The following is a 12,026-nucleotide window of genomic DNA, read 5'->3' as shown; positions in this document are numbered from 1 at the left end:
CAATTGCCGCCCTTGCAGCTGCAAGAGCTGTTTTTCTTTGGTTCTCCCTCTTTATGTATCAGTATCCTTGAGCCGCACTCCGGGCATTTTTCAGCAAAATTTTCTGAAGTAAAAATATGTCCGCACGAAGCGCATTTGTACTTGTGCATTTATTTCGGCACCTTCCATTTTATTAGATCGTCACCATAACCCACCATGATCTCTGTCCCCGGCTTGACTTTGTCCTGCGGTACAACGAAGGCAAACTGCCAGCTGGTACCAGCGTCTACTGTCCCGAAAGGATTCTTCCAGCTTGAGGATATAACATCCGTTTTTGTTAAATGATAGCCTCCGACACTGATCTTTTCCTCTTCGACAGTCCATAGTTTGTTTGCCTCAAGATTAACTATGAAGAGGACTTTTTTTCTGGTCTCAGGTGACCCGTAATATTGATTCAGATCGTCGACCCATGGCGCAAGACCCTGCTCAGTTGATATCGCCTTTGATAATTTTGCGTCAAGATATATGAACTGTATCGTTCCCCTTGAACCCAGAATGAGTTCCCCTAATCGCTCTCCTTCCACCCAACAGTCTGTCTGTCTTTCTTCCAGCAAACTATTAATGTCGTTTTGATTCGCCTCGGCACGGAAAGAAAGCGGATATGCAATTATGGTGAATGTAAGCAAAAGCATCGAAAAAAATAAAAATTTTCTTTTCACTGTTACGCCCCCTTGGAATATCCTGAATAGAAGCAGACCGATCTATACGTCAGATCCTATGTAAATGATAACATCGATCAATTAATTATTTTTCTTTTTCAGCGCATCTTTTATCCATTGCCACTCAGAGCAGCGGAGAAGGATCGTAGAGAGGGAATATACTGCTATCCCCGCAAGCACCATGCCGGACAGCCAGATCGCCCTGAGTCCCAACGAAGCAGAAACCGGATATGGCAGAGTCATTTTGACTGCATAGAGAGTAATGAACATCAGTATAGTAGAAGAAAGTATCTTCGCCAGCCATCTGGGATCAAAGACGCCTAGAGGTTCTTTAAGGTTCCTTGAAAGAGCCCATGCTCCGTACAGGCTTGAACATGTGAATGCTGCGGCTGTGGCTCCTGCAAGACCCGCGTATTTGAAAAGCGGCATCAGCAATAGACAAGCAGCCAAATTGACTGCCACAGTCACCCCGGTTACCCCAACAGCACCCTTTGGCATCCTTCTGGCATACATCGCCCTCAGTATGACGGTACTGCTTGCCATCCCCGGAAGGCCAAGACCGTATATCGCAAGGGCAGTGCCTGTTGCATGCCAGGCCCATTCGGTAAAAGCACCTCTGAAAAATAGTATATGCACGGTCTCCTGGGAAAGAACGAAGAGTCCTACAGATACAGGCAGAATTACAAAAAGGTTAAACCTGAGTGCATCTCTTATAAAATCCCTGAACCCTGCCCTGTCATTTGGATCCTGTCTGGAGAGCATGGGAAGGACCGCCTGTGAAATAGCTATGACAAAAAGCCCAAGCGGGAGCTGAAGGATCCTGTCCGCATAAGTAAGGACAGAGATCGAACCTCCTGTTAGAAAAGAACCGAACATCCTGCTTATCACAGGGTTTACCTGATTTAATGAGAGTCCGGCAGCATATGGAAAAAAGAGGTACATCATGTTTTTGAGTTCTGCATTGTCCTTTTTCGGAACGGCTGGCGTCAGCATCACTCCCATCCTGCTGCACCAGTACCACTGAAGGAGCATATGGCAGATACCTCCGATGAGGACCGCTGATGAGAGGTTCCATATAGTCAGGTTTTTCATAGTAGCTATCAAAAAGAGTATGTAAGCCAGGTTGCTGAGCGCCGGAGCTACTGCCGGAACAAAAAATGAGCCCATACTGTTCAGCACGCCCATAGCAAGAGCTCCCACCGAGACAAAGAGAAGGAAGGGGAACATTATCCTGGTGAGGGATATCGCCAGAGCTCTCTCTTCCGCGGCAAATCCTGGAGCCATTATCCCTACGAACACCGGAGCGAAAATTATACCGACAGTTACGACAAAAGCGCCTCCCAGCAAGAGTACTGAGAGGGCCTGCCTTGCAAGATTTTGTGCCGAGTCTTTTCCTTTGTTTTCAAGAGTCCTTGAAAACACCGGGACAAAAGAAGCGGAAAGAGCTCCTTCCGCCAAAAGCTGACGTGAAAGATTTGCCAGTGTGTATGCCACATAAAACGCGTCAAGCTGGCGGGTCGCTCCAAACAAGGCCGCGGTAAGCATTTCCCTTACAAGACCAAGTATCCTGCTTGCAAGAGTGCCGACCATCATCCTCATCGCATGTCTTACCATGCCCGGAAGGTTGTCGTTGCGGCTCATTTGGGAAAGTATGCCCTTACCAGCAAAAATCTGCGCCGAGGTAGAATTTTCTCGCCTCTTCGTTAGCTGCTATCTCTCCGGGGAGGCCTTCCAAAAACACCTTACCCTGATGGATGAGGTACGCTCTGTCAGTAATTGAAAGTGTCTCTCTGACGTTGTGGTCTGTAAGAAGTATTCCGTAACCTTTGTCTTTCAGCTGTCTTATGATCGCCTGCAGATCGGCCACTGCTATTGGATCTATTCCACTGAATGGCTCATCCAGAAGAATGAATGAAGGATCAAGAGCCAGGCATCTGGCTATTTCAACGCGTCGTCTCTCTCCGCCTGAAAGAGAGACCCCAAGGATATTTTCGATCTGTTTCAGACCATAACCCTCAAGCAGGGTCTCTATTTTTGCATCACGTTCTTCCTTGAGGATACCGGCCTCTTCAAGGACCAGTTCGAGGTTCTGTCTCACTGTAAGTTTCCTGAATACTGAAGCTTCCTGAGGAAGGTAGCCAAGCCCCGTCCTGGCTCTCTCATACATAGGGAGTGCCGTAATATCTTTTTCTCCGTTAAATACTCTTCCTGACTCCGGCATTATCCTTCCTATCATCATGTAAAAAGTGGTGCTTTTGCCCGCTCCGTTGGGCCCCAAAAGCCCGACTATTTCACCCTTTTTTATTTCGATAGATACATTGTCGACTACTCTTCTTTTATTATAAGATTTAACGAGGTGTTCTGCCTTGAGCACCTCAAACTCTGATCTTGTGGTAATTGCCATTGCTCATTCCCCGCTTTTCGGCTTCTCTTCTTTATTGTCCTTTTTCTCGTTAGTAATGAATGTTATCTTCGAGTTACCTATTGCCTCAATATCGTTGGAGTCCTCGTGCACTATTATCGAATCCGCCAAAACAGTTTTCCCATCGCTGCGGACAGCCTTTGCATTTCCTGATATCACAAAGGTGGCTTTTGATTTGGAATATACCCCTTTTTCACCTGTTACCTTGCTTTTGAGGCCTTCCTTGTCCACAAAATCCATTACTACGTTCCCTACTGCGACCAGTTCGTTTATCTCTTCATTTACCCTGGTCCCGTTAACAGTATCAGCTCTTACAACAAGCTTTTGCTTAATATCCTCATATCTTTTAACTTTTTTGCCCCAGAATTTATCTTTGCTCTGTCCGGCTTCATCGGCTATAAGGATGTTATTTTCAGTTTTTGCGTCTACATTGCCTTTTGCTGTGTAATTTTTTGTACCAAGTTCCCAAAGCACATAATCCGCATCTATCTTCTCATTCGCTCCCCGTGTCAGATGGACCTTGCCTACGGCCTCAGCAATACCATCATTTTCAGAGTTTTTCGAACCTTTCCACTTGACACTGTCTGCTGTCAGGTCAGTCTTCTCCGCAGGAAAAGTTCCCTTAACGTTTCCCTGAAGCGTAAACTCGGAAGTTTCCATATTGCCTTCCCCTTTATCGCCCCAGAGTATGGCTCCCTCTCTTTTTATTATTACATTTCCTACAGCTGATATTTTTTTTGTATTTACATTGTAATTTATTGTATCCGCCGACATCGTTCCCTCAACAGGAGCTGCTGACAGAGTGGTCTGAAAGGGCAAAAACAGGAAAAATGCAGCAGCCGGAAGCAACCTTAGATAATATTTTATGCCTGACATGGTTAGACCTCATTCCTTGAAGAAAGTATCGTTAGACAGTAATGCTACTATGCATTACTGTCATATTTTACAGCCAATAATATCATTTAGTCTTCACGTTTTTAGTTTTATTCCATATTGCAAGAAAAATATCATGGAGAAAGACGAAATAGTCCTGGTCTTTGGATGGAGGAGGCAGAGTCAGCCTGTATTCATAGCCAACAGCCGCAGATCTTATGATCTCCGGGGTCCATGGATCGAGCAGTATTAGCCAGTTGCGTCTGGCGGCTTCATCAAGTGCGGCTTTCATTGCTTTAGTGTCGCCTGCCTTCCACCCCTCCCATACTGCTGCAGGGGGCCTGACAGCACCTGAGATCGAGGAACGGATCCATGTCCCTTCGGCTCCGGTAACATCAAGCATTTTTGTATCTCCTAAAAGGTGCCTTCCGATGTCTATCGTACTTTCTATCTTTGACTGGAACTCAGCAAGCCTCCTCTGAAAATATGTGTACCTGCCTTTGTCCTCTTCCGACATTATTTTCATTGCGCTCTGCGCGAGAAAAGGAAGCATTGCAGGATCAAAGAAAGCGCTCTGCAGCTGCTCTTTTGTCATAGGCATATCATCGTAGAGAAGCCTGAGGTACTTGTTGTTTTTCTTTATCCTGAAGTTTTCTGCATCTTTTAAATCTATGGCGATAATTATCTCGCCAGACCTTGGGGAAGATGTTTTTATCACGTTTCCGGAGGAGTCCCAATTGGAAAGGTAGCGGACATTTTTAGTATCACCCGCAATAAAAGAGGCGATGAAACCGATCCAGGGTGAAGTCACAGCAAAATTTCCCGCACTCACAGCTGCCGGATGGAAAAGCAACATCAGCAGCGCAAAAGCAGTTAATAAGACTTTATTCAGACTTCTCCGCAAAGTGCGGGCAGGCATCAGCCCGGACGGCTCCCCGGCTTTACAAGTGGCAGGCCCTCTTTGCACAGAGGACAGCTCTGCTCTTCATAAAGAGGAAAACTTAGTTTCCAGAGGGAAACAAGGTCCCAGTCCTTATAAGTATCATTTGCACGCCTGTCGATTATTGAAGCGGAAGAGACCCATTCCGCTCCTCCTTCGGCAAGTATCTGCGCTGTTTCCCGTGATGACTTGCCTGTGGTAACCACATCTTCGATGAGCGCGAAACGCACTTTGCCCGGGTGGGGAAACCTTCTGAGCCTCATCACCCCCTCCTGCCTTTCGCAGAAGATAAAGGGCACTCCAAGCGCACTGGCAACTTCGTGGCCTATGATGAGTCCGCCCAACGCAGGAGAAAGGATGATATCGGGTTTTTTGTGCGCTATCCGCTCTGCGATCATTTCTCCCGCGTATGCTGCAAACTCAGGGAAACGGAGCATAAGGGCACACTGTATGTAATGACCGCTGTGAAGTCCGGAGGTCAGTTTGAAATGTCCTTCGAGGTGGGCCCCGCTCTCTTTCATCATTTCCATGATCCTGGCGGCCACTTCCTTGTCATCTGTTTTTACAAAGTCTTTCCTCATCACTGCACCTCCGATATTTCCTTAAGTATACTTCTGACTTCACTGATAGGATCAGCTGCTTCAAGTATCGGCCTTCCAACAACGACATATGAAGCCCCTGCTGCAGCTGCTTCCTTTGCAGTTGCCACCCTTGTCTGATCCTCTGTCGATGCTCTTATTCTCCTGATACCAGGGACAACTCTTGCAAGTTTTTCAGCTTTTCCGCTTAGAAGCGAAAGATCCAGCGGCGAACAGACTATGCCGTCAAGTCCTGCACTTGCGGCTGCAAGCGCTCTTGCTTCAAGTGATCGGTCAAGGTCAGATCCCGGGTGCACTTCGCTCCAAAGGTCTCCTCCGAGGCTTGTCAGAACCGTGATCCCAAAGATGTTCATCCTGCTTCCTGTCTTATCCCTCATTGCGACGGACCGAGACATCATTTCACGTCCGCCTGACGTGTGGATGGTCAAAGCCCACAGTCCCATCTCAGAAAGAGGTTCAACTGCTGATGCTACAGTGTTGGGTATGTCATGCAGTTTAAGGTCAAGAAAAAGGCTGTATCCTTTTTTAACTATTTCACCGATGAACGGAGCTCCCCCCATTGCGTAAAGTCTGGGTCCTATCTTTACATAAGGGGTCGCTTTATCGAGCTTCTCAAGAAACTCCCTGGCTGCGTCCAGAGTCGGCAGATCCACCGCTGCGATCAATTCACATTTTTTATTATTCAAACCTACACCTCCAGATTATATCTACTGCTTTATGCACATACATCCGCAAAAGAGCCCTATTGCGCCCGGCATTAAGGATACACCAAAACAGGGGCCGCACTAAAGATGTCAAGACCTGATCCTCTGATTACCTGACAAACTTTAACACGCCCCTGCGATTGTCCTGCAAGATGCTCTTTGGTAGGGTCAGTTTCTAAAGATCTTCGTTATCCTGCCAAATCTTCCTGCCTTCTAGAAAAGTAATTACAGGCCAGCCGGTCAGGGCAATTCCTTCCCATGGGCAGCATCTTGCCTTGCTGAACCATTCAGAGCAGTCAACGATCCTGGTCCTTTCCATATCTATGACCGTTATGTCCGCGATGGCCCCTTCTTCTATCCTGCCCAATGACTGCCACTTTTCAGGAAGGAGGGATGCCGGGGAGCTCGTCATTTGTTTCAGGATCAGCTCAAGCGGTACATCAGGGTAGTTCTTGTTCTTAAAGTCTATCAGTACAGCGGCAGCGCATTCAAGTGACGCTATCCCAAACGGTGCATCCTGGAATGGCTCATCTTTCTCATCCATGTGCCATGGAGCGTGGTCTGTCACTATGGCATCTATCGTTCCGTCTAGCATCCCCTCCCACAGAGCAGCCTGGTCTCCTATGCTCCTAAGCGGAGGATTCACTTTGTATCTTGAGTTATAACCGCTGTTGATAACTGCGTTTTCATTAAGGGTCAAATGGTGGAAGGTGGTATCACATGTGACATCCAACCCTTCCTTCTTGGCCTGCCTTATAAGTCCCAAGGCTCCCGCACTGCTCAGGTGTGTAAAGTGGACTCTTCCCCCGGTCTCCCTGGCAAGAGCTATTCCCCTTGCCACATCTATCTCCTCTGATGCTGCGGGGATACCCTTGAGGCCGCTCAGCGCACTGACCTTTCCCTCATGCACCTGACCGCCCTTGAAAAGGCTGATCTCTTCCGGATGCTCCATTATTCTAGGCTGATCTTTTCCTGTGTACATCAATGCGAGGCGGAAAAGGGAACTTGTGGCTATAGGGGCTCCGTCATCTGTGAAAAAGACAGCTCCTGCCTCAGCCATCTTGAGAAGTTCTGCCATCTCCTTGCCTTCCCTGTTTTTACTGACACATCCGGATGGAAGTATCCTTGACGCACCGGCTGCTTTCCCGTGGCTCAGCACATATTCTACAAGAGAAGGCTCTGAAATTGCAGGTTTGGTATTGGGCATGGCAATAAGTGTCGTAAATCCACCGGCTGCTCCCGCCCTGGCTCCGGAACCAATATCCTCGTTCCACTCACCGCCCGGATCCCTGAAATGGGCATGAAGGTCAACAAAGCCAGGTGAGAGGATCTTTCCGTAACCATCGATAACCTCTGCGTCACTGCTGTCAAGATCTTTGCCAACTTTCGAGATCTTTCCGTCCTCGACCAGCACTTTCCTGCCCTCAATAAATTCTGTGCCGTTAAATATTTTAAAGTCCGTGAACAATATCTTTCCCATTATCTTGCGCCTCCTCCACAGAGATAGAGAAGAGCCATGCGTATCGCGACTCCTGAACGCACCTGCTCCAGTATTACGCTCTGATGTCCGTCTGCAACTTCGGAGGCAATTTCCACGCCCCTGTTGATCGGTCCCGGATGCATCGCAAGAGCTCCGGGTTTCGCATACTTCATCAAATCATCGTCGGCGCCCCACCAGCGGTGGTATTCGTCTACAGACGGGAAGAGTCCATCCTGCTGTCTCTCTTTCTGTATCCTGAGAAGGTATACCATGTCAGCATTCTCAACAGCTTTTTTGGGATCTTTCTCATACCGGCAGCCCAGTGAGTTTATCTCTCTCGGCATCATTGTAGGGGGCCCTGAGAGGACCACATCGCACCCTATAGTTTTAAACGCTATTATGTCGCTTCTTGCTACACGGCTGTGGAGGACGTCACCTACAAGGGCGATTTTTTTGCCTTCCAGATTACCCAGGTGTTTCCATGCAGTGTAAAGGTCAAGCAGGGCCTGTGTGGGATGGGCGTGGGTCCCGTCTCCCGCGTTCAGAACTATTGCCCTTTTCAGCTTTGAAGCCAGATACTGTGCAGATCCTACAGCTCCGTGCCGCATTACTACTATATCCGCTCCCATTGCTTCAAGGGTCCAGGCTGTGTCCCTCATTGTCTCGCCCTTAGCGTGGCTTGAGCCTGAAACAGACCAGTTGACCACATCTGCAGAAAGCATCTTCTCTGCAAGCTCAAATGAGACCCTTGTCCTTGTTGAATTTTCAAAGAAAAGATTGACAGCCATCTTACCGCGCAGGACCGGGACCTTTTTGATCGGTCTGTCCATTACGTTCTCCATATGGCGCGCCTGATCGAGCAGGAAGTATAGTTCCTCCCTTGTAAAACAGTCTACATCTATCACATTTCTGTGACGCCAAACTATCTGTCCGACCTCACTGGGCATCGCGTTCACAGATCACCACCTCATCCTTTCCGTCAAGCTCTGTGACTTTCACTTCGATAACTTCATTTTTGGATGTCGGCACATTCTTGCCGCACATATCCGCGTGTATTGGAAGTTCCCTGTGGCCTCTGTCGATTATTACAGCCAGCTTCACTGATGAGGGACGCCCGAGGTCTACAAGGGCCTCAAGGGCAGCACGCACAGTTCTTCCTGTGTAAAGAACGTCATCTACAAGATAAATATTCTTACCGGAGATGTCCTGGGGCATCCTCGTGCTGTGGACCATCGGCTGTTCGAAAAGCATGGTCAGATCATCTCTGTACAAGGTGATATCAAGCTCACCGCATGGGACCTTAGTACCCTCGACCTCTTCGATGATCTTCTGCAGGCGGCGTGCAAGGTAGACGCCCCTTCTGTGAATGCCTACAAGGATCATGTTTTCGGTACCCTTGTTCTGCTCGACCATTTCATGTGCGATCCTCTTGATCACCCTGTTGAGGTCATCGGAACTCATAAGCTTTGCCTTTTCTCTTAAAACTGTCAATTTATACCCCTCCTTTTTATAATAAAAAAAGGACCGCCCATTCAGGCGATCTTAAAAATGACCCTTTGAAACGGAGGATCAATATCTCCGAGGTAAGAACGAAGTGACATGAGTGACTCTCTCTTTGATATCATCTGTTTCCCCCCGTAAGTTGAACTTCGGGTATTATATATCACTTTTAAAATTTATGCAATCGGTTGCAAGGAATTTTATGTCGTTGAAATTTGTGCTCAATGTATTTAACGAACTTATTAATGTGATAATTTTATTGGTCCTGATGCCGAAGGATCAGAAATTTTTGTCAACCTCAATACTTTTGTCAGAACTGTTGATCAAGGGGATGTTTATAAATGGATCAAGAAAAGATAAGAGTGCTCCAAAGATACTGAACGGTAAATCTATAGACAAGTTTGTTTCAACGGGTTTCAAAAGCTAGATGCCTTATGACTTCTCAACAATCCTCAGGTTTGCATTGAAGATAAAGTTTTTAAAACATAAAAGCAGGAGTGATCTCTATCGCAACCGGCGATAACTGTCGGAGCTTTCCGTCTTTTCCAGTGCTGTCTTCGCGGCGTTGAATTCTGCTTCTTTAATGGATTTGCCCCATGCTTCGGCAAGTATTTTTTCGTCTATCGTCACCTGTACTTTAAATAGCAAAGAATGATCAGGGCCTGATCGTTCAATGGTCTTGTAGTAAGGAACTCCCATTCCCATCGCCTGCAAAGTTTCCTGTAGCATGGTCTTTGTGTCAAGCCTGTCAGGTGAAAGCTCCGCCTGATGGAATTCGACATAACTCTTCGCCAGCGACAGGACATGAGTATATCCTCCATCGAGGAATACGGCTCCAAAGAGCGATTCAGCAGCGTCAGCCGTTACTGCTACTGTCGGGCCTTTCTTAATTAGGCTCTTTCCGAGCTTTATTGATTCCTGAAGCCCGAGCATGAGGCCCCACTTGTATAGTTTTTTTTCACATACGATCTGCGAACGTATTCTGGTAAGCTGTCCTTCATCGAGATCTTTGTATTTATTGTAAAGATGCTCCGAAACGGTGAGTTCAAGTACAGCATCACCGAGAAACTCCAGTCTCTCATTATGTGAAGATGACCCTGACTCATTTGCGTACGATGAATGGGTCAGGGCTTGTTTGAGAAGATCTTTGTTCTTAAATCTGTAGCCTATCTTTTTCTGAAGATCTTCTGCCAGCCTCTCACTATCAGCTGTGCTCTTCATATCAGTCTTTGAAGCGTTCGATCGCAAGAACTCCGTTGTGGCCTCCAAAGCCAAAATTGTTTATCAGGACTTTGTTTACTTCAGCACTGACAGCTTTGTTTGGAACAGTATTGAGGTCACACTCGGGATCCGGATCAAACTGGTTTATAGTCGGATGAACTATGCCTTCCTCTATCGCCAAAAGCGCTGCTATAGTTTCAACAGCTCCTGCGGCACCGAGAAGGTGTCCAACCATGGATTTTGTTGACTGGACCATAACTGTACAGCCATGGTCACCAAGGAGCCTCTTTATTGCAGCGGTCTCCATCTTGTCGTTCAAAGGAGTCGAAGTCCCGTGGGCATTTATAAGGTCAACATCTTCAGGAGTCCATCCTGCATTTTTCATTGCCATGGCCATAGAGCGGTAAGCACCGTCGCCAGTAGGATCAGGCGCTGTTATGTGGTATGCGTCACATGTATTGCCGTAACCTGTTATCTCTGCGTAGATGTGAGCACCTCGTTTTTTTGCGTGTTCGAGCTCCTCAAGGATAAGTATCCCGGAACCTTCGCCCATTACGAAACCGTCGCGGCCTAAGTCGAAGGGACGTGAGGCATGTTCGGGGTCATCGTTCCTCGTAGAGAGGGCTTTGAGGGATGTAAAACCTGCGGTGGCTATCGATGTGATAGCAGCCTCTGCTCCTCCGGAGATCATTATGTCTGCATCTCCGCGCTGTATACAGTAATAAGCTTCTCCTATACTGTTTATAGAAGAAGCGCAGGCAGTTACTACTGCCATATTGGGGCCTATTGCTCCATACCTTATTGCGGCATAGGCTGCAGGCATATTTGCTATCATCATCGGCACCATGAAGGGGCTCACCCTGCTTGGTCCTTTCTCAAAAAGAGCGGTAAAGTTGTCATCTATGGTTCCGATCCCTCCGACACCGCTTCCTATATAGACGCCGAACTTTTCCTTATCCAAAGATCCAAGATCAAGACCGGCGTCTTTTACAGCCAGGTCAGTCGCAGCTGTAGAGAGGTGCAGTATTCTGTCTGTACGCCGTGCCTCTTTTTTGTCAAGCCACTGTTCAGGATCAAAATCTTTTACCTCTGCGCCTATTTTTACGCTGTGCTTAGAAGTATCAAAAAGGGTAATAAGGCCAACACCGCTTTTGCCTTCTTCAAGAGACTTCCAGAATTCCTCTTTGCCGATCCCTATGGGCGTTACTGCACCCGCTCCTGTGATCACTACTCTTCTCATAGACTTTCCTCCGTGAAGATAGGAGGGACCGGTTTAATGCAGCCCCTCCTAAAAAGTTTCATTTCGTGATTTAGCCTTCTACTCCCAATTTGGCCTTTACGTAACTCATTGCCTCGCCAACTGTGGTGAGTTTCTCTGCATCTTCATCCGGGATCTCAATGTCAAATTCCTCTTCGATTCCCATGATAAGCTCAACGATGTCAAGGGAGTCAGCGCCAAGATCTTCAACAAATGATGCTTCGGGCTTGATCTGCTCCTCTTCCGCGTTAAGGCGATCCATTACGATCTCCTTAAGTTTTGCCTGTACTTCTTCCAATTTCATACAGTTCACCTCCTTCCAATTTTACTC

14 protein-coding genes are annotated in these 12,026 nt (G+C 47.4%); 1 reads left to right on the top strand and 13 read right to left on the bottom strand.

Annotated features, from left to right (window positions below):
* Positions 1–149: 149 nt before the first annotated feature.
* The 10 genes from CVV54_03760 to CVV54_03715 all read right to left on the bottom strand — a co-directional run bounded on the left by CVV54_03760 (position 150) and on the right by CVV54_03715 (position 9,177).
* Positions 150–698 (bottom strand): hypothetical protein, encoded by a 549-nt coding sequence (locus CVV54_03760; GenBank protein ID PKL04611.1) that lies wholly within the window; start codon positions 696–698, stop codon positions 150–152.
* A gap of 81 nt (positions 699–779) precedes the next feature.
* Entirely contained in the window at positions 780–2,297 is a 1,518-nt protein-coding gene (mviN, locus tag CVV54_03755) for a murein biosynthesis integral membrane protein MurJ (GenBank protein ID PKL04868.1), read from the bottom strand.
* 58 nt (positions 2,298–2,355) lie between these two features.
* The gene (gene lptB, locus CVV54_03750; protein PKL04610.1) at positions 2,356–3,102 is read right to left on the bottom strand and encodes an LPS export ABC transporter ATP-binding protein; all 747 of its coding nucleotides are present in this window, start codon (positions 3,100–3,102) and stop codon (positions 2,356–2,358) included.
* Between the two features lie 3 nt (positions 3,103–3,105).
* Positions 3,106–3,996, bottom strand: coding sequence for a hypothetical protein (locus CVV54_03745; protein ID PKL04609.1), 891 nt, complete (start codon positions 3,994–3,996; stop codon positions 3,106–3,108).
* 82 nt (positions 3,997–4,078) lie between these two features.
* Positions 4,079–4,912 (bottom strand): hypothetical protein, encoded by an 834-nt coding sequence (locus tag CVV54_03740; GenBank protein ID PKL04608.1) that lies wholly within the window; start codon positions 4,910–4,912, stop codon positions 4,079–4,081.
* Positions 4,912–5,514, bottom strand: coding sequence for an orotate phosphoribosyltransferase (locus CVV54_03735; GenBank protein PKL04607.1), 603 nt, complete (start codon positions 5,512–5,514; stop codon positions 4,912–4,914). The genes CVV54_03740 and CVV54_03735 overlap by 1 nt, the downstream gene beginning before the upstream one ends.
* Positions 5,514–6,218, bottom strand: coding sequence for an orotidine-5'-phosphate decarboxylase (locus CVV54_03730; protein PKL04606.1), 705 nt, complete (start codon positions 6,216–6,218; stop codon positions 5,514–5,516). The genes CVV54_03735 and CVV54_03730 overlap by 1 nt, the downstream gene beginning before the upstream one ends.
* A gap of 193 nt (positions 6,219–6,411) precedes the next feature.
* Positions 6,412–7,716, bottom strand: a complete 1,305-nt coding sequence (locus CVV54_03725; protein ID PKL04605.1) for a dihydroorotase — start codon at positions 7,714–7,716, stop codon at positions 6,412–6,414.
* Positions 7,716–8,663, bottom strand: coding sequence for an aspartate carbamoyltransferase catalytic subunit (gene pyrB, locus CVV54_03720; protein PKL04866.1), 948 nt, complete (start codon positions 8,661–8,663; stop codon positions 7,716–7,718). Before pyrB ends, CVV54_03725 begins: the two co-directional genes overlap by 1 nt.
* Positions 8,653–9,177: a bifunctional pyr operon transcriptional regulator/uracil phosphoribosyltransferase PyrR gene (locus CVV54_03715; GenBank protein PKL04867.1), complete on the bottom strand. Its 525-nt coding sequence runs from the start codon at positions 9,175–9,177 to the stop codon at positions 8,653–8,655. Before CVV54_03715 ends, pyrB begins: the two co-directional genes overlap by 11 nt.
* 247 nt (positions 9,178–9,424) lie before the next feature.
* Here CVV54_03715 and CVV54_03710 point away from each other — a divergent pair, with 247 nt between their 5' ends.
* Entirely contained in the window at positions 9,425–9,643 is a 219-nt protein-coding gene (locus CVV54_03710) for a hypothetical protein (GenBank protein ID PKL04604.1), read from the top strand.
* A 77-nt stretch (positions 9,644–9,720) separates the two neighbouring features.
* Here CVV54_03710 and rnc read toward each other — a convergent pair whose 3' ends face one another.
* The 3 genes from rnc to CVV54_03695 all read right to left on the bottom strand — a co-directional run bounded on the left by rnc (position 9,721) and on the right by CVV54_03695 (position 11,999).
* Complete coding sequence (gene rnc, locus CVV54_03705; GenBank protein PKL04603.1) at positions 9,721–10,437, bottom strand: ribonuclease III; 717 nt, start codon at positions 10,435–10,437, stop codon at positions 9,721–9,723.
* A gap of 1 nt (position 10,438) precedes the next feature.
* A complete protein-coding gene (gene fabF, locus CVV54_03700; GenBank protein ID PKL04602.1) occupies positions 10,439–11,677 on the bottom strand; it encodes a beta-ketoacyl-[acyl-carrier-protein] synthase II in 1,239 nt (412 codons plus the stop codon).
* 70 nt (positions 11,678–11,747) lie between these two features.
* Complete coding sequence (locus CVV54_03695) at positions 11,748–11,999, bottom strand: acyl carrier protein (protein PKL04601.1); 252 nt, start codon at positions 11,997–11,999, stop codon at positions 11,748–11,750.
* Between the last annotated feature and the right edge of the window lie 27 nt (positions 12,000–12,026).

The sequence above is a fragment of the Synergistetes bacterium HGW-Synergistetes-1 genome (assembly GCA_002839185.1).
Taxonomy (GTDB): domain Bacteria; phylum Synergistota; class Synergistia; order Synergistales; family Synergistaceae; genus Caenicola.
Note: the sequence above shows the minus strand (reverse complement) of the source record. Positions and strands in the feature narration are given on the sequence as shown.

What these genes read in the sequence shown, in the direction of transcription:
- mviN (PKL04868.1), bottom strand. Translation starts at nt 2,297, where the DNA reads ATGAGGATGATGGTCGGCACTCTTGCAAGCAGGATACTTGGTCTTGTA.
- lptB (PKL04610.1), bottom strand. Translation starts at nt 3,102, where the DNA reads ATGGCAATTACCACAAGATCAGAGTTTGAGGTGCTCAAGGCAGAACAC.
- CVV54_03745 (PKL04609.1), bottom strand. Translation starts at nt 3,996, where the DNA reads ATGTCAGGCATAAAATATTATCTAAGGTTGCTTCCGGCTGCTGCATTT.
- CVV54_03740 (PKL04608.1), bottom strand. Translation starts at nt 4,912, where the DNA reads ATGCCTGCCCGCACTTTGCGGAGAAGTCTGAATAAAGTCTTATTAACT.
- CVV54_03735 (PKL04607.1), bottom strand. Translation starts at nt 5,514, where the DNA reads ATGAGGAAAGACTTTGTAAAAACAGATGACAAGGAAGTGGCCGCCAGG.
- CVV54_03725 (PKL04605.1), bottom strand. Translation starts at nt 7,716, where the DNA reads ATGGGAAAGATATTGTTCACGGACTTTAAAATATTTAACGGCACAGAA.
- pyrB (PKL04866.1), bottom strand. Translation starts at nt 8,663, where the DNA reads ATGCCCAGTGAGGTCGGACAGATAGTTTGGCGTCACAGAAATGTGATA.
- CVV54_03715 (PKL04867.1), bottom strand. Translation starts at nt 9,177, where the DNA reads ATGAGTTCCGATGACCTCAACAGGGTGATCAAGAGGATCGCACATGAA.
- rnc (PKL04603.1), bottom strand. Translation starts at nt 10,437, where the DNA reads ATGAAGAGCACAGCTGATAGTGAGAGGCTGGCAGAAGATCTTCAGAAA.
- fabF (PKL04602.1), bottom strand. Translation starts at nt 11,677, where the DNA reads ATGAGAAGAGTAGTGATCACAGGAGCGGGTGCAGTAACGCCCATAGGG.
- CVV54_03695 (PKL04601.1), bottom strand. Translation starts at nt 11,999, where the DNA reads ATGAAATTGGAAGAAGTACAGGCAAAACTTAAGGAGATCGTAATGGAT.